We start from the raw sequence: 15,773 nt of genomic DNA on the forward strand, positions 1-15,773 counted from the left end.
ACGGTGTCGTCCGGGCTATTTTTTGCGGAAGCGGTCGAGCCGGACCACCTCGCCGCCGCCGGCCGGCTTGTCGGGAGGCGGCTCGCCGGCCTCGGGGGCCGGGTTGGCGGGGGTGGGCGGCTCGGGCGATGCCGGCGGCATGCGCTTGTGGAGCGCCGCCGGGCGGGCAGGGCCGGCCGCCTTGATGGGCGTCGATCCGGCCGGGGCAGGCTCGCTGGTGGTCGCCGCCTCGCCCTCGGGCTCCTCGCCTTCGAGGTCGGACTGCATGGCGAATTCGAGCCCGAACTGCACCGATGGGTCGAAGAAGCCCTTCAGGGCGGTCAGCGGCACGATCAGCCGCTCCGGAATGCCGTTGAACGAGAGCCCGACCTCGAAGCCGTCCTCGGTCACGGTCAGGTCCCAGAACTGGTGCTGGAGGACGATCGTCATCTCGGCCGGATATTGGGCGAGAAGGCGGGGCGACAGCTTCACGCCCGGCGCCCGTGTGTCGAAGCTGACATAGAAATGGTGCTCGCCCGGGAGCCCCTTGGTGGCGGCATCCGACAGCACCGTGCGCACGACGCCGCGCAGCGCGTTCTGGGTCAGAATGTCGTAGCGGATGTAGTCGGTCGGCATGGCGGACCTTCGGCACGGGGCATGGTGCAGCGCACGATTCGCTGCTGATCGTAGGCGCCGGGTCGGAGGAATTCCACCCCACCGCCATCACGCTGCCGCTCGGTCCCGGCGCGGAGGGCAGGGCGGGAACGATGATCGCGCCGGCACCGGGACTCCGAAAGGCGCCTTGTATCGCGGCCCGTCGTCGTGCTGCGGTCCCTGGTCGAGCCCGCGACGATGCTGTCGAGTCGAGCCGGAGGTCGAGAAAACGAGTGGAGGCTTCTGTTGCCAGGTGCCTCCGAACCCCGCCTGCCGGTGCTACCCGTCAGGACTTGAAGATCGGTATTTCAAACCGCTTACGCGGCCTGAGCAACCGGAGCATAGTTGTCGTTGGCAACTATTGCATTGGCCCGATAACGGCGGAACCATGCCGGGCAAAAACACGTCCTTTACGCCCTCGTCGATCCTATTTCGCCCCCGCCGCAACCCAGCATCGATCCTCGTCGTCGACCGCACTGGGCTCCGGTGGAGGCGCCGGGTACCGCCCCCGGGTCCGAAAGGTTTATTACGACGGCCATTTATCGCCATAGCCGGCAAGCCGGCATCTCCAATATAGGAGCAACCGGGGCGCGACGGAAGGGACCGGGACGCGAAGACGGTGCGGTTGTGCTCGAGCGCATGCGTCGCGCAGGATTCCCGGCTCGTTCAAGACGGCGCGGCCGTCGTCCAGATCGTCGCCTTGCCGCCCCGATCCGGACCGTCTGCTCGAGATGCTCCTGACGCAGCGGTTGCCCACGACGCAGTGCTGTCACGAACCGACGTCTGCCGAGCCGCCTCCCGCCGCGTCCCTCGGTGGAGCCTGTGCGAATCTTGAAAACGCGCCGACGAGTCGTCCGCGTTCTCTCTTGCGATACGAGCCGGAGCGCCGCGCATGCGGGTGCGTTTCGCGTAGCGCGCGAGTGGTCGCGTGCATGGTTTGGATGCATGGTCGTCGCCGGGACACCCCGCATACGGTCGCGGGGTGACGTGTTGCACTGCGGCATGAACGCAGGTGCAATGCGCCCGCCGCCGATCGGGCATGCAGAAGCGCACTGCCGCATCAGTGTCGGCCGCAGCGCACCCGACCGGAAGCCCACTGGAGTAATCATACCGGGGATCCTCGGTCGTGATCATCCGGATCGTCGCGTCTGCTCAGCACTCGCGCGATTCGCGTCTGCGCAATTCACAAATCGGCCATCGTGTGCTTCCTGCTGCCGGCGACCTTATGGTAGGACACATCAAAATTCGGGCTCGTGGGGTCGCTGCAGGACCAAGGAGGATTTTGATGTCCGAGGGCGTACAAGCGTCTTCTCAAGGAGCCGTCGAACAGAAACGCACGGTCACATCGGTGGTCTCGCCGGCCCTGGTCGGGGTGTTGGCTCTCGGCGGCTGGTGGAACCTGGCCTCCAGCTCGGTGACCGGAAACGCGCTGCTGGCCTGCGGCGTTCTTCTGCTCGCTTTCGCCATCGGCCTCGTCGTGCTGCGCTGGCCGGTTCGCGATCCGCGCGACTATTACGGCGGCCTCGCCCTGTTCGGACTGGCGCTGTTCATGCTGTGGGCCTCGGCCGATCTGCCGGGCCTGCGCGGCTTCGCCTTCGGGCCCGGCACCGGCCCGCGCATCTTTGCCTCCATCCTGGCCGGCCTCAGCCTGATCGTGATGATCGTCGGCATGTTCACCCAGGGGCCCGGTCTCGAGCGTTACGCTTGGCGGGGCCCGCTGTTCATCACCATCGGCACGCTCGTCTTCGCCATGACGATCCGGCAGTTCGGAATGGTGATCGCCAGCTATGTCAGCATCATCGCGGTCGCGGCCGGAAGCGACGAGGTCCGTTGGATCGAGACCGCGATCTGGGCCGCGGTGCTCACCGGCTTCTGTGTGCTCGTGTTTCCCATCGCTCTCAACCTGCCGCTCCAGCTCTGGCCTGCACAGACCCTGTCCTTCTCGACCTTCCTGAATTTCCGTTGAGCGCTCCCGCGCCTCACCGATCGAGAGTGTCCAAGTCATGACGGATCTGCTCGCCAATCTAGCCCTCGGCTTCGGCGTCGCATTCTCGCCCGCCAATCTCGGCTTCTGCATGCTGGGGGCCCTCGTCGGCACCCTGATCGGCGTGCTCCCCGGGGTCGGTCCGCTCGCGACCATCGCCATGCTGCTGCCGATCACCTTCGGGCTGCCGCCGGTCGGCGCCCTGATCATGCTGGCCGGCATCTATTACGGTGCCCAGTACGGCGGCTCCACCACGTCGATCCTGGTCAACATTCCAGGCGAGGCGGCCTCGGTGGTGACGACACTGGACGGGCACCAGATGGCCCGCCAGGGCCGCGCCGGCCCGGCGCTCGCCATCGCGGCCATCGGGTCGTTCTTCGCCGGCACGGTCGCGACCGTGCTGGTGGCGGCGCTCGGCGCGCCGCTGACCTCGATCGCGCTGCTGTTCGGCCCGGCCGAGTACTTCTCCCTGATGGTGCTCGGCCTGATCTTCGCGGTGGTGCTCGCCAAGGGCTCGGTCGTGAAGGCCCTCACCATGATCCTGCTCGGGCTGATCCTGTCGATGGTCGGATCGGACATCGAGACCGGGCAGTCCCGCATGTCCTTCGACATCCCGGAGCTGGCCGACGGTATCGGCTTCGTCACGGTGGCGATGGGCGTGTTCGGCTTTGCCGAGATCATGCGCAATCTCGAGCACACCGACTCGCGCGACGTCGTCAACGCGAAGCTCACCGGTCTGATGCCGACCTGGCCCGACCTCAAGGCCTGCGCCCCGGCGATCGGCCGCGGCACCGTGCTGGGCAGCATTCTGGGCATTCTGCCGGGCGGCGGCGCCGTCATCGCGGCGTTCGCGGCCTACACGTTCGAGAAGAAGGTGGCCCGCGACCCGTCGCGCTTCGGCCGCGGTGCCATCGAGGGCGTGGCGGCACCGGAGAGCGCCAACAACGCTGCCGCGCAAACCTCGTTCATCCCGCTGCTCACCCTCGGCATCCCGCCGAATGCCGTGATGGCCCTGATGGTCGGCGCCATGACGATCCACGGCATCGTCCCGGGTCCGCAGGTGATGACCAAGCAGCCCGAGCTGTTCTGGGGCATGATCGCCTCGATGTGGCTCGGCAACGCCATGCTGGTGATCATCAACCTGCCGCTGGTCGGCGTGTGGGTGCGGCTCCTGCGGGTGCCCTACCGCCTCCTCTATCCCGCCATCATGATCTTCTGCTGCATCGGCGTGTACTCGATCAACAACTCGCCCTCCGACGTGCTGATCACGGCGGCCTTCGGCCTGGTCGGCTATTGGCTGTCCAAGCACGACTTCGAGCCGGCCCCGATGCTGCTCGGCTTCGTGCTCGGCCCGCTGATGGAGGAGAACCTACGCCGCGCCATGCTGATCGCCCGTGGCGACCCGACCACCTTCCTGGTTCGCCCGATCTCCGCCGGCCTGCTCGCGGTCGCGACCCTGCTCCTGGTCGTCGCCCTCCTGCCGATGATCCGCAAGAAGCGCGACGAGGTCTTCGTCGAAGAGTAGCCGTCTCCGCACGGTCGATCCCGACAGCGCCGCGACTCCGTCGCGGCGCTGTTTTTTTATGGGTGATCACCTGGGCAGTGGCTCCGCGCTTGGGCCGGTGTCCGGGTGGGCGGACTGCGACAGCCTGACGCATGGGCTGCAGGCGTCACAATTCTCTACCAATCAGAGCAATGCGGCCGAATGGCCGCGCATGTCCTCGACTTCAACCGGATCAGGGTCGCCGCATGCCAAGGGCGGCTGACGCCATGTCACTGTCGGAAAAGTCGAATTGATCGGTCCAGGGGAACGCAACAAGGAGTTCGTCATGTCGGTTCGAAGGTTCACGGCCATGCTCGCGGCCGGCTGCCTGCTGGCGACCGCCGGCGCCGCGGTCGCGCAGGGCAGCAATGGCAGCACCTATCCGGTCCGTCCCGTCACCATGATCGTGCCGTTCGCGGCGGGCGGGCCGACCGACGTCGTCGCCCGCATCGTCAGCGATCACATGTCGCGGACGCTCGGCCAGCAGATCGTCATCGAGAATGTCGTCGGGGCGGGCGGCACCACCGGCTCGACCCGGGCTAAACGGGCATCCGCCGACGGCTACACGATCATCATGGGTCACATGGGAACCCACGCGGCCGCCGTGCCGCTCTATCCGAACCTCGCCTACGACCCGTCCGTCGACTTCGAGCCGGTCGGGCTCGCGGCAGGCACGCCGATCCTGATCCTGGCCAGGAAGGACTATCCGGCCAAGGATCTCGCCGAGTTCGCGGAGCATGTGAAGAAGAACGCCGCCACCCTCAACATGGCGCATGCGGGCGTCGGGTCGGTATCCTACACGACCTGCCTGCTGCTCAACTCGATCCTCGACGTGAAGCCGACGGCGGTGCCCTACAACGGCACGGGACCGGCCATGAATGCCCTGGTGGGTGGGCAGGTCGACTACATGTGCGACCAGATCGTCAATGTGGTGTCGCAGGTGCAGGGCGGCTCGATCCGCGCCTACGCCATCGCCACCGCCGAGCGCAACCCGGCGCTGCCCGACGTGCCGACCACCAAGGAGGCCGGCCTGCCGGAGTATTCCGTGTCGGCCTGGAACGCGGTGTTCGCCCCCAAGGGGACGCCGCAGCCGATCCTCGACAAGCTCAGCGAGGCGCTCGACAAGGCGCTCACCGACGAGACCACCCGCAAGCGGCTGCTCGATCTCGGCAGCGACCTGCCGGAGGGCGACCGCCGTGGCCAGAAGGCGCTCGCCTCGCTGGTGCGGAGCGAGGTCGACCGCTGGAGTCGGGTGATCAAGACCGCCGGCCCGGGGAACTGAGGTTCGTGTGTTTACCCTCCCCTCCAGGGGGAGGTGAAGATTTTCGCATCATCATCGTCCACAGCGCCCGTTCCGCTCACGCGGGGCGGGCGTTAGTGTTTGGCCGCGAGTCGCGCCGTCCGGCGCGGCCTCTAGGCGGACGGACGATCCCGACCCATGCGGCAGTATCACGAACTGATGGCGCGCATCCTTGCCGAGGGCGTGGAGAAGCGCGACCGCACCGGCACCGGCACGCGCTCGGTGTTCGGCCACCAGATGCGTTTCGATCTGGCGGATGGGTTCCCCCTGGTCACCACCAAGAAGCTGCACCTGAAGTCGATCGTGCACGAGCTTCTGTGGTTCCTGGCCGGCGACACCAATATCGGCTACCTCAAGCAGAACGGCGTCAGCATCTGGGACGAATGGGCGGACCAGAACGGCGACCTCGGCCCGGTCTATGGCCGGCAGTGGCGCTCATGGCCGGCGCCGGACGGCGGCACCATCGACCAGATTGCTCAGGCGCTCGACCTGATCCGCCGTGATCCCGATTCGCGCCGCATCATCGTCTCGGCCTGGAACCCGGCCGAGCTGCCCAAGATGGCGCTCGCCCCGTGCCACTGCCTGTTCCAGCTCTACGTCGCCGACGGAAAGCTCTCCTGCCAGCTCTACCAGCGCTCCGCCGACGTGTTCCTCGGCGTGCCGTTCAACATCGCGTCCTACGCGCTGTTGACCCATATGTTCTGCGATCAACTCGACCTGCAGCCGGGTGACTTCGTCTGGACCGGCGGGGACTGTCACCTTTACTCCGACCATCTGGCGCAGGCCAAGCTGCAGGTGACGCGGGCGCCCCTGGCGTTGCCGAGGCTTCTCATCAAGCGGCGTCCTGCCACGATTTTCGACTACGCTTACGACGACTTCGAGTTCGCCGACTATCGGACCCATCCCCATATTCCGGCCAAGGTGTCGAAATGACTTCGGCGCGGCCCGGGGCATCCGTTTTCATCGCCTCTTCGGTGGAAGGACTGGATGTCGCTTATGGGCTGCAGGAGCATCTCGACTATACGGCCGAGCCGACCGTCTGGACCCAGGACGTCTTCAGGCCGAGCAGCAGTGCGATCGTCGATCTCCTCGCCGCCACGCGCAGGTTCGAGTTCGCGATTTTTGCCTTCACGGCGTACGATGTCCTGCAATTGCGGGATTCTCGGGTTTCGGTCGTCCGCGACAATGTGATCTTCGAGTTCGGCCTGTTCGTCGGCGCGCTCGGCCTCTCGCGCTGCTTCTTCGTGGTACCGCGCTCGGCGGAGCCGCTTCACCTTCCGACCGATCTGCTTGGCCTGACGCCGCTGACCTATGCGTCCGACAGGTCGGACAAGAACCTGATCGCCGCGCTCGGGCCAGCGGCGAACCGGGTGCGACGGTCGATCCGCGAACAGCTTGCACCGCCTGCCGACGCCGTGCGCGAATCCGTCGCGGCGGAGGCGGGAGGCCGCTCACCGGAAAGGCTGGATGCGCTCGTCGCGGCATGGAACGGCCCGGAGTTGCTGAGCGCCAGGGCAGCCGTGCGCGAGATACCGTCGAGCCCGTACGGATACGACGACGACGAGAAGCCGGCTCATGACGGTCTGCGTCGTCTCTTCGTTTTCTTGGAGGCTTTGGCGGACGCAGTGATCTCGGGCGAAGTCGACGGTCCGGCCGCTCGGGCGACCTTCGGGCAGCCGGTCCGAATTCTTTGGCCGCACATGCATGTTCTCCTGGCGCCACCCAATCAGGCGGAGGAATGGTGGACCCCGACACCCAGGCTCGCCGCGCTCTACGCGCGCTGGGGCGAACCGGCGGAATCGTCCGGGTGACGTAACCCCCGAGGCCCGCATGACGCTCCATCGACCGAGCCTGATCTCGGCGCGGCTGCAGTATTTCCAGGCCGTGGTGCGGTTCGGCTCGATCCGCCGCGCCGCGCAGGCGCTCGGCGTCGCGCCGTCGGCGGTCAGCCGCACGCTGCGGCAGCTCGAGGAGGGGCTCGGCACGCCGCTGTTCGAGCGGGCGCGCCAGCGCCTGAAGCTGACCAGCGCGGGCGAGATCCTCGTCTACCACGCCGCGGCGAGCGCCGCCGAGCTGGAGCGGGCCTGCACCTTCATCGACGATCTCGAAGGGCTGCGGCGCGGCACTGTCGCGGTCGCCGCCGTGGAGAGCGTCACGCGCGGGATGCTCCCGGCGGTGCTGTCGCGCTTCTGGGAGCGCTGCCCCGAGGTCGAGGTGCGGCTCATCGTGACGGGCTCGGCCCAGGCGTTCGAGGCGGTGTCGCGCGGCGAATGCGACCTGGCGGTCGGCTTCGACGTGCGCCCGCCCAAGGCGACCCGCCGGCTCGCCGGCGCCGGCCTGCGGCTCGGTGCGCTGCTGCGGCCCGACCATCGGCTCGCCGGCCGCCGGCAGGTGCGGCTCGCCGATTTCACCGGCGAGCGGGTGATCCTGGCCGACGCCAGTCTCACGCTCGGCGCCTCGCTGGAGGCCGCGATGCCGGGCGATGCCGCCGCGCTGCGCGCCGCCGCCGTGACCAACTCGATCCATCTGATGAGCGACCTCGCGGTGCGCGGCCACGGCGTCACGTTCCAGACCCGCGTCGGCGTCGAGCACGAGCTCGACGCCGGCCGCCTCGTCTTCGTGCCGCTCGCCGATCCGCGGCTGCGGCCGCGCAAGCTGATGCTGGTGGCCCGCGCCAAGGCACACCTGCCGGCCGGCCCCGCCGTGCTGGCCGCCCTGCTGACCGAGGCCGTGCAGGCGCTCGACGGGCAGTGACGAGTGTTGCCGGCAGGGCAACACCTTGGTCACCAATGTCCCTCTATCCGGATCACCGGCCCGATGCGACAGTCGGCGCGACGGGGCCGGCCGCCGGCGCTTGCGGTGGCCCGAGGAGGGTGATGCGATGACGCCGAGATCCGTGCTCGCCGGCATTTTTGGGCTCGCCGCGCTGACGGCCGCAGGCCTCCTCGCCGCGCCCGCCGCGGCCCAGGAGCCGACCAAAATCCGGTTCACGCTGGACTGGAAGATTTCGGGCCCGCACGCCTGGTACTACTGGGCGAAGCAGAAGGGCTACTTTGCCAGCGAAGGCCTCGACGTCACCATCGACCAGGGCGAGGGCTCCGCCGCCACCGTGACGCGGGTGATGAGCGGCGCCTACGACGCCGGCTTCGGCGACATCAACGCCATCATGCAGACCGCCGCCGCCAAGCCCGGCGAGCAGCCCGTGATGGTCTATCTCGTCTACAACCGCGCGCCCTATGCCGTGATCGTCAAGGCCGATGGGCCGATCAAGACGCTGAAGGATCTCGAGGGCCGCACCGTCAGCGCGCCGGCCGGCTCGGCGACGCTGCGGCTGCTGGCACCGCTCGCCAAGGCCAACGGCTTCGACGCCGGCAAGGTGAATATCCTCAACGCCGCGCCCAATCTGATCGAGCAGATGCTGGTGCAGGGCCAGGCCGACGCCATCGCCCAGTTCTCGGTGACGAGCTGGATGAACTTCGTCGCCATGAAGCGCGATCCCGAGAAGGATTTTCGCTGGTTGATGTACAGCGATCTCGGGCTCGACCTCTATTCCAACGGCGTGATGGTCTCGCAGAAGCTCCTTAAGGAGAAGCCCGAGGCGGTACGCGGCCTCGTCAAGGCGATCAACCGTGCCGCGATGGACGTCGCCGCCGATCCGGATGCGGCGATCGCCATGCTGGTCGCCCTGGAGCCGCTGATCAATGCCGACATCGAGAAGCAGCGGCTCGTCTACACGGTGAAGTCGCTGATGATCTCTCCCGAGACCGCACGCCTCGGCCTGGGCGATCTCGACGACGCGCGGCTCGCCGCGGCGATCAAGACGGTGGCGGACGCCTACGGACTTCCCACGGTGCCGGACGTGCGCGCCGTGTTCTTGCGCGATTTCCTGCCCCCGAAAGCCGAGCGCGACATCGCCGCCGCGGCCGCGAAGGCGAGATGAGACGCCGTTTCGTCATTCCGGGGCGCGGGCCGCAGGCCCGCGAGCCCGGAATCCATACACACAGACAGGGATTATGGGTTCCGGGCCCGCACCTTCGGTGCGTCCCGGAACGACGGGCTCGGGTTGCTGGGAGATGACCATGACCGACCACGAAAAATTCATGCGCATCGCCATCGACGAGGCCCATAGGGGCGCCGCGATGGGCGAGCAGCCGTTCGGTGCCGTCGTCGTGCTCGGTGGCCAGGTGGTGGTGTCGACGCCGAGCCTGAAGGTCTCGACCTCCGACACCACGGCGCATTCCGAGACGCTCGCCATCGGGCTCGCCACCAAGAAGCTCGGCCGACGCGAGATCCCGGAGGCGGTGTTCTACTGCACCTGCGAGCCGTGCCCGATGTGCTGCGGCGCCGTGCTCAACGCCGGCATCAGGACCATGGTGATCGGGGCGCGCAACCGCCACGTCAAGCAGTACGCGAAGCTCGCCTTCAACTTCAAGGACTACACGGTCGAGCGCTTCGCCGTGATGGTCGGCTGGGACCTGACCGTGATCGAGGGCGTGCTCGAGGACGAATGCGTCGCGCTTTATGGCGGCGCCGCCGTGCCGCTCACCCGCTGACCCGCCGAGCCCGAGAGCACCCATGACCCCGCACGCCGTCGAGGCCGTGATCGCCGGGCTGAAGGCCGCCGGCGTCAGTGTCGTCTGCTATCTGCCGGACTCGCTGTTCAAGGAGCTCTATCCGGCCCTCGACGCCGATCCGGACATCCGCACGATCAGGGTCACCAACGAAGGGGAGGGGGCGGCGATCTGCGGCGGCGTGTTCCTGTCGGGCAAGCGTGCCGCGTTGGTGATGGAGAACTCCGGGCTGCGGGCCGCGATAGAACCACTCGCCCGCATGGGCATGGGGGCCGGCATCCCGGTGATCATGCTGATGAGCTACCGCGGCGATCTCGGCGAGAACAACTGGTGGGCCGTGCCGCACGGCATGACCATGGAGCCGCTGCTCGAGGCGATGCGCATCCCGTACCGCGTGATCGACGAGGCCGCCAAGGTGAAGCGAGCGATCGAGGATGCCGTGACCTGGTCCTACGCGGCCTATTATCACTCCGCCGTGGCGCTGACCGGAGAGCTGGTGCGATGAGCGCGACGGCCACACCCGAGACGACTGCGACGCCCGAGAAAATGAAGCGTTTCGATTGCATGCGCGTGCTCGCGCCCATGCTGAAAAGCGAGCTGGTGATCCTGTCGCTCGGCGCCAGCGTCGACGAATGGTACACGGCCGCGCCGCACATGCGCGAGGCGAGCCTGTTCCAGCAGCAACTCGGCTGCGTGACGCCGCAGGCGTTCGGGCTCGCGGTCGGTCTGCCGCATCGGCGCATCGTGTCGCTCGATACCGACGGCGGCATGATGTTCAACCTCGGCATTCTCGCGACGCTGGCCAACGAGCGGCCGAGGAACCTGCTGGTCGTCGTGTGGGACAACGAGTGCTACCAGTCGATCGGCGGGCCGCCGACCCACACGGCGGGCGGCCGGGTCGACATCGCCAAGATCGCCGCCGGGGCCGGAATCGAGGAGGCCCACACGGCGCGCACGCTCGACGACTTCGAGGCACTGTGCCGGCGTGGCCTCGCCGCCGACGGGCCGTTCGTGATCGTCGCCAAGGTCGACCGCGACAGCCGCCGCGACATCAGGCGCAAGCACTCGGACGGCCGCGAGGACAAGTACATCTTCGTGCGCCACGTCGAGGCGACCGAAGGCATCGTCATCATGGGCCCGAGCGAGCACAATTGACGGGCCGCGGCCAGGTCGGAATGGACGCTGGCGTCAGTCCACGTAGGTCGGCGCCGGCGCGTCGCGGCGGCCGAAGCGATCCTTGAGCCGCAGCAGCGGCGCCTCGATGAAGCGATAGGACAGCGCCGCCGTGGCGAAGGTCGCGACGACGGCGAGCGCCACCCAGGCGGCCGGCGCGCCGGTGGTGAACACCTGGTAGGGCGCGAGGCCGAGCAGGAACAGCAGCAGAAGGTGATAGAGGTATAGGCCGTAGGAGATGCGGCCGACATAGCGCAGCGGCCGCCACGACAGCACGGTGCGGGCCATCGACGCCAGGCGGTCGCGCGAGGCGATCAGCAGCGACACGGTTCCGACGCTGACGAGCGCGTAGCCGAGCAGCGCGACGGTCCAGTACCAGCCGCCGGGCGGGATCAGACCGATGGCGCGGGCGCCCTGGTCGGCGGCGAGCAGCACCGTTCCGGCGACGAGCTCCGCATAGGGACGCCAGCGAGCGGTCGGCGCGCCGGCGAGCTCGCGGAAGGCGAGCGCGGCGCCGAGCGACAGCGACATCATCCGGGTCGCGCTCGACATGTAGATCAGGCTTGCCGCGAGCGTAGCCTCCAGCGTCGCGGCGAGCAGCAGCGCGACCAGCATGGCGAGCCCGGGAACCAGGGTGCCACAGATCCGGCGGCCGCGCGCCAGCGGGATCGCCGCGATCAGGGCCGGCCAGACGATATAGAACTGCTCCTCGACGGCGAGCGACCAGGTGTGCTCCAGCGGGTTCGGCGTCGGATTGAACGGATGGTAGTAGTTGAACGTGTAGGTCACGAGGCTCAGGAGCGCCTCGCCGTCGAATGGAAACGCCAGCACATAGACGGCGACGCACAGATAGTAGATGGCGAAGATGCGCAGCGCGCGGCGGGTGTAGAAGACGCGCAGCGAGATCGAGCCGGTGCGCACCCGCTCGTCGAGCAGAATTCGCGTGATCAGGAAGCCGCTGAGCACGAAGAACAGGTCGACCCCGATATAGCCGGCCCGGATGGCCTGCCCGACCGACCAGAAGGCTTTCGCGATCACCGAGCCCTGGACGAAGGGGAGATGCACCCACAGCACGAGCATGACGGCGACGGCACGCAGGCCGTCGAGCGCCGGCAGGTGAGCCAGCGGGGGGCGCGTCGAGAGTGTCCCGTCGCGGGACGACATCCGGGATGCGGCGTGGAGGTTCATGCGGACAGCCGTTCCAGATGTTTCATTTCGGCGAGGCGTCCCGAAATGGAACGCGATGGAGGCAGAGCACGGTGGCAAGCAAATGCCACGCCCTCGTCGGTGGAGCTGCATCACGGTTGCGCGATGACGCCGGATGTTTTCGCAGACTATGACTGCGCCTGGTGCGGATAGTCCGAAGCAACGACCGTCCGACCGCGCCGTGCGGCCGGCCAGCGGGTCTTCGGTGGGCCAGCCTTCAGCGCGTCAGCGCATTCAGCGCGGCGAGCAGGAAGATCGTCAGCACCACGCCGATCACCCGCAGCACGACGAGGAGCTTGTCCACCCGCGCCTGGGTGTCCTCGTCGACGGCGCGCACCAGGATCTTCCGTCCGCGCAGCGTCGCCTGCTGCGGCGGATCGTCCGGCGCTGCCGCAGCCGGTGCTGTCGCGGCGAGTGTAGCGGGGGCGACGGCATTCGTCGTGACGATGGACGGTGTCTCGGTGGGCTCCGCTGCCGCCAGGCGATAGTAGTGCGTGATGGCGTAATGCTCGTTGCAGATCTTGTAGAGCGGGATCAGCCGGTCGAACAGGAACAGCGGGCCGACCGGCCACAGCTTGAGGTGTGCCGATGCCTCGGATCCCGCCGGCTGGAAGGCGACGACGCGCAGGCCGAACCGGAGCACCAGCCAGAAGATCGCCAGCACGCCGGCCACCCACCACACCACCTTGCCGGGGCGCAGGCCGTGGTCGGCGAGCGCCCACAGCATCACGGCGAAGGCGGATCCGATCAGGTCCGAGACGGCGGCGACCATGGCGCCGAGGCTGCTTCGCACGGTGCGGCCCGATCCGCCCGGGTCGGGGCCGGAGGCTGCGGTCGCCTGCGTCCCGGCCGGGCAGAAGGCCGCGACGAAGGGCAGCCACCGCGCCGTGTGGGCGCACAAATCGAGATTCTTGCGCTGGATGCGAAGCTCGTTGGGGTCAGCGCCGGCCTTCTCGAACGCATCGACGAAGGTCAGGAACGGCTGTGACGAGGGCGCCTTGTTCTTGCCGAGCCAGAGCAGCACCTCGTCGACGGCCGGCAGCTCGACCTGGCTCGCCAGCTTGGTGCCGTAGTCGACGCCGCAGGCCGGCGTCGCCTTGTGGACGCGGCCGAATTTCAGCCCGTCCAGATAGGTGATGTAGGGCTTCTGGTGGTCGGCGAAATTGTAGATGGCGGCGCCGGCCGACAGGCCGATGGCTTCGAGCTTGTGCAGCTCGGAGACGCGCTGGAAATCGCGGTGGCCGGCCCGCAGATCGGCGATCGGCGAGGCGCGGTCGCCCCACAGGTCGACGATGAGATTGCCGTCCACCCGCGTGCCGTTGAGGGCCAGGATGGTGACCGGGTGGTGCGCGTCCGGGATCTCGCCGTCATACGGCCTCGCCCAGTTGAACGCGGTGAGGCAGAAGGCGGCATGAACGGTGGTGTCGAACAGGTAGAACTCGAGATAGCGGCTGCCGGTGACGCCCTCGATGCCGACCGTGCGCTCGCTTCCGTCCGGCAGCGTCTCGGTCTCCTCGCGGCAGCCGCGCAAGAGCCCGTCGGCCTCGGGCGGCAGCTCGGGCCGGGTGATCCGGCGCCGCTCGGCATCGGCGACGGCCGAGATGGCGGCGCTGCGGAACAGCGTCTGGGTGTAGGTCGCCGGCCGGCCCGCGACGGCGTGCCGCCACCACGGATAGCGGATCGCAGCGGCGCCCGCGCCGATGGTGACGACCTTGCCGAAGCCGGCCTGGTCGGCCGTCAGATAGCCGATCGTCGAGGCATTGATGTGGTAGGCGCAGCGCGCCTCGGTCTCGTCCAGCCCGAGCGTGCCGCCGATCTGGCTCGACTGCAGCCACAGGCGCGAGAACGCCGAGCGCGTCATGTCGAGGTCGCCCGACACGGTGATCCGGATCAGATGCGCGTCGAGAAAGACGACCGCCGCCTTGTGCTGCCACGAGCCGCTCACCTGGGTGTCGTAGACGCGCAGCTTGCGCATGAAGCTGCCGCCGAAATAGACCGAGCCCTCGATGCGGGCGCGGTTGAGCCGCAGCGTCTCGAACAGCACCGCGTATTCCAGGCTGAGATCGCCCTTGACGCGCAGGTTGCGGGCGTCGACCACGCCGTCGAACACCGAGCGGTCGAGCACCAGCGAGTAGGGCAGGTCGACGCCGGCGAGATCGAGCCCGTCGCAGAACAGCGCCCCGATGATGCGGATGCCGGTCGGCGCGATGTCGGCCTGGCGGGCGAGCCGCTTGACGGTGTCGCGGGGGAGCTTTCGCGGATCGGCGCCGTTGTTGCACGCCTTGCTCCAGTCGCGCTCGCCGAGCGGCATGCCGGCCCTCTCGGCGATGCCGGAGCCCGCCTGGCGCGGCACGCAGGCCGGGCTCGGCGCCATCACGACCTCGTTGCCGGCGGCGAGGCACGCGGCCACCATGCCGAGATCGGGCTTGACGGCACCCGGCGGGACGGCATCCTGCGCGCGGCCCGGGCCGGCTGCGATCGTCATGGCCGTGATCGCAGCGATCACGATCAGGGTGGCCGCGATCGGCCCGACACGAAGGCGCCCGGCCGAACCGAAACCCTGGCTGTGCACTGCGCCGCTCCTCTCGAGACCTACCGATTCGGTCTGGGAATGATGGAGAAAATACCATCGCATCGCAACCGGGGCGTGTCTGATTGTGTCTGTAGCGCGTGAAGAGGGCAAGGATCTGGGGATGGTCCGTCCAGGAATGACACGGATCGCGCTGGTGATCGTCGCCGCGGTCGCCGACAACGGCGTGATCGGACGCGCCGGCGCGCTGCCGTGGCGGCTCAAGTCCGATCTCCGCCACTTCCGCGCCCTCACGCTCGGCCATCCCGTGGTGATGGGGCGCAAGACGTTTGTCTCGATCGGCAAGCCGCTGCCCGGGCGCACCACCGTGGTGGTGACGCGGGATCCGGCGTTCGGGGCGCCCGGCGTGGCTGCGGCGCCGGATCTCGGCACGGCGCTGGCGGTCGCCCGCGCCGACGCCCTGCGGCGCGGGGCCGATGCCGTCATGCTGGCCGGGGGCGGCGAGCTCTATGCGGAGGCGATGGAGCTGGCCGACCGGCTCGAGATCACCCGGGTGCACACGCGCCCCGTGGGGGACGCGGCCTTTCCGGGCATCGACCCGACGTTGTGGCGTGAGACCGCGCGCCGCGCCGGGACGCAAGGACCGGAGGACGAGGTGCCGTTCACGGTCTGCACCTTCGAGCGGACAATCCCGCCGTCTGCGTCCGACCGTGGCGCCGCGGCAAGTCCGCGCGTTGAAACGGGGGTTGGTTTCCTATAACCCAGGCCACATCTTAGCGAAACGCTCCGGCCGGGAGCGTTGTCGAGGTGCGACCGGGTGACCGGGCGCCGGT

General features: G+C 68.4%; 14 protein-coding genes and 1 other RNA gene. 11 read left to right on the forward strand and 4 right to left on the reverse strand.

The genetic code is table 11. The annotated features are described in order from the left end of the window. Positions 1-15: 15 nt before the first annotated feature. Together HXX10_RS01320 and ssrA are read right to left on the reverse strand one after the other, a co-directional pair. Positions 16-615: an SspB family protein gene (locus tag HXX10_RS01320; RefSeq protein ID WP_296519531.1), complete on the reverse strand. Its 600-nt coding sequence runs from the start codon at positions 613-615 to the stop codon at positions 16-18. Between the two features lie 250 nt (positions 616-865). Next, positions 866-1,236: a transfer-messenger RNA gene (gene ssrA / locus HXX10_RS01325) on the reverse strand. A gap of 523 nt (positions 1,237-1,759) precedes the next feature. Between ssrA and HXX10_RS01330 the strand changes: the two genes are divergently transcribed. From HXX10_RS01330 to HXX10_RS01375, 10 genes are all read left to right on the forward strand, one after another. Next, complete coding sequence (locus HXX10_RS01330; RefSeq protein ID WP_296519532.1) at positions 1,760-2,599, forward strand: tripartite tricarboxylate transporter TctB family protein; 840 nt, start codon at positions 1,760-1,762, stop codon at positions 2,597-2,599. 37 nt (positions 2,600-2,636) lie between these two features. Continuing rightward, a complete protein-coding gene (locus tag HXX10_RS01335) occupies positions 2,637-4,142 on the forward strand; it encodes a tripartite tricarboxylate transporter permease (RefSeq protein WP_296519533.1) in 1,506 nt (501 codons plus the stop codon). A gap of 304 nt (positions 4,143-4,446) precedes the next feature. Further along, a complete protein-coding gene (locus HXX10_RS01340) occupies positions 4,447-5,442 on the forward strand; it encodes a tripartite tricarboxylate transporter substrate binding protein BugD (protein WP_296519534.1) in 996 nt (331 codons plus the stop codon). 156 nt (positions 5,443-5,598) lie between these two features. Next, entirely contained in the window at positions 5,599-6,393 is a 795-nt protein-coding gene (thyA, locus tag HXX10_RS01345; RefSeq protein WP_296519535.1) for a thymidylate synthase, read from the forward strand. Further along, the gene (locus HXX10_RS01350; RefSeq protein WP_296519536.1) at positions 6,390-7,271 is read left to right on the forward strand and encodes a nucleotide-binding protein; all 882 of its coding nucleotides are present in this window, start codon (positions 6,390-6,392) and stop codon (positions 7,269-7,271) included. The genes thyA and HXX10_RS01350 overlap by 4 nt, the downstream gene beginning before the upstream one ends. 19 nt (positions 7,272-7,290) lie before the next feature. Further along, entirely contained in the window at positions 7,291-8,214 is a 924-nt protein-coding gene (locus tag HXX10_RS01355) for a LysR substrate-binding domain-containing protein (RefSeq protein ID WP_296519537.1), read from the forward strand. A 127-nt stretch (positions 8,215-8,341) separates the two neighbouring features. Then, the gene (locus HXX10_RS01360; protein WP_296519538.1) at positions 8,342-9,400 is read left to right on the forward strand and encodes an ABC transporter substrate-binding protein; all 1,059 of its coding nucleotides are present in this window, start codon (positions 8,342-8,344) and stop codon (positions 9,398-9,400) included. A 139-nt stretch (positions 9,401-9,539) separates the two neighbouring features. Then, positions 9,540-10,013, forward strand: a complete 474-nt coding sequence (locus HXX10_RS01365) for a deaminase (RefSeq protein ID WP_296519539.1) — start codon at positions 9,540-9,542, stop codon at positions 10,011-10,013. A 22-nt stretch (positions 10,014-10,035) separates the two neighbouring features. Continuing rightward, the gene (locus HXX10_RS01370; protein WP_296519540.1) at positions 10,036-10,536 is read left to right on the forward strand and encodes a thiamine pyrophosphate-binding protein; all 501 of its coding nucleotides are present in this window, start codon (positions 10,036-10,038) and stop codon (positions 10,534-10,536) included. A 41-nt stretch (positions 10,537-10,577) separates the two neighbouring features. After that, the gene (locus tag HXX10_RS01375) at positions 10,578-11,186 is read left to right on the forward strand and encodes a thiamine pyrophosphate-dependent enzyme (protein WP_296519541.1); all 609 of its coding nucleotides are present in this window, start codon (positions 10,578-10,580) and stop codon (positions 11,184-11,186) included. Between the two features lie 33 nt (positions 11,187-11,219). Here HXX10_RS01375 and HXX10_RS01380 read toward each other — a convergent pair whose 3' ends face one another. Both HXX10_RS01380 and HXX10_RS01385 read right to left on the reverse strand, forming a co-directional pair. After that, a complete protein-coding gene (locus HXX10_RS01380; protein WP_296519542.1) occupies positions 11,220-12,392 on the reverse strand; it encodes an acyltransferase in 1,173 nt (390 codons plus the stop codon). 235 nt (positions 12,393-12,627) lie between these two features. After that, positions 12,628-14,982, reverse strand: coding sequence for a hypothetical protein (locus tag HXX10_RS01385; protein WP_296519543.1), 2,355 nt, complete (start codon positions 14,980-14,982; stop codon positions 12,628-12,630). Between the two features lie 121 nt (positions 14,983-15,103). Between HXX10_RS01385 and HXX10_RS01390 the strand changes: the two genes are divergently transcribed. Next, positions 15,104-15,700: a dihydrofolate reductase gene (locus tag HXX10_RS01390; protein ID WP_296519544.1), complete on the forward strand. Its 597-nt coding sequence runs from the start codon at positions 15,104-15,106 to the stop codon at positions 15,698-15,700. Positions 15,701-15,773: the final 73 nt, after the last annotated feature.

It is taken from the genome of Rhodoplanes sp. (genome assembly GCF_013377085.1).
Lineage (GTDB): Bacteria > Pseudomonadota > Alphaproteobacteria > Rhizobiales > Xanthobacteraceae > Rhodoplanes.

Coding starts and splice junctions, on each gene's coding strand:
- HXX10_RS01320 (WP_296519531.1), bottom strand. CDS start 615: ATGCCGACCGACTACATCCGCTACGACATTCTGACCCAGAACGCGCTG.
- HXX10_RS01335 (WP_296519533.1), top strand. CDS start 2,637: ATGACGGATCTGCTCGCCAATCTAGCCCTCGGCTTCGGCGTCGCATTC.
- HXX10_RS01340 (WP_296519534.1), top strand. CDS start 4,447: ATGTCGGTTCGAAGGTTCACGGCCATGCTCGCGGCCGGCTGCCTGCTG.
- thyA (WP_296519535.1), top strand. CDS start 5,599: ATGCGGCAGTATCACGAACTGATGGCGCGCATCCTTGCCGAGGGCGTG.
- HXX10_RS01350 (WP_296519536.1), top strand. CDS start 6,390: ATGACTTCGGCGCGGCCCGGGGCATCCGTTTTCATCGCCTCTTCGGTG.
- HXX10_RS01355 (WP_296519537.1), top strand. CDS start 7,291: ATGACGCTCCATCGACCGAGCCTGATCTCGGCGCGGCTGCAGTATTTC.
- HXX10_RS01360 (WP_296519538.1), top strand. CDS start 8,342: ATGACGCCGAGATCCGTGCTCGCCGGCATTTTTGGGCTCGCCGCGCTG.
- HXX10_RS01365 (WP_296519539.1), top strand. CDS start 9,540: ATGACCGACCACGAAAAATTCATGCGCATCGCCATCGACGAGGCCCAT.
- HXX10_RS01370 (WP_296519540.1), top strand. CDS start 10,036: ATGACCCCGCACGCCGTCGAGGCCGTGATCGCCGGGCTGAAGGCCGCC.
- HXX10_RS01375 (WP_296519541.1), top strand. CDS start 10,578: ATGAAGCGTTTCGATTGCATGCGCGTGCTCGCGCCCATGCTGAAAAGC.
- HXX10_RS01380 (WP_296519542.1), bottom strand. CDS start 12,392: ATGAACCTCCACGCCGCATCCCGGATGTCGTCCCGCGACGGGACACTC.
- HXX10_RS01390 (WP_296519544.1), top strand. CDS start 15,104: ATGGTCCGTCCAGGAATGACACGGATCGCGCTGGTGATCGTCGCCGCG.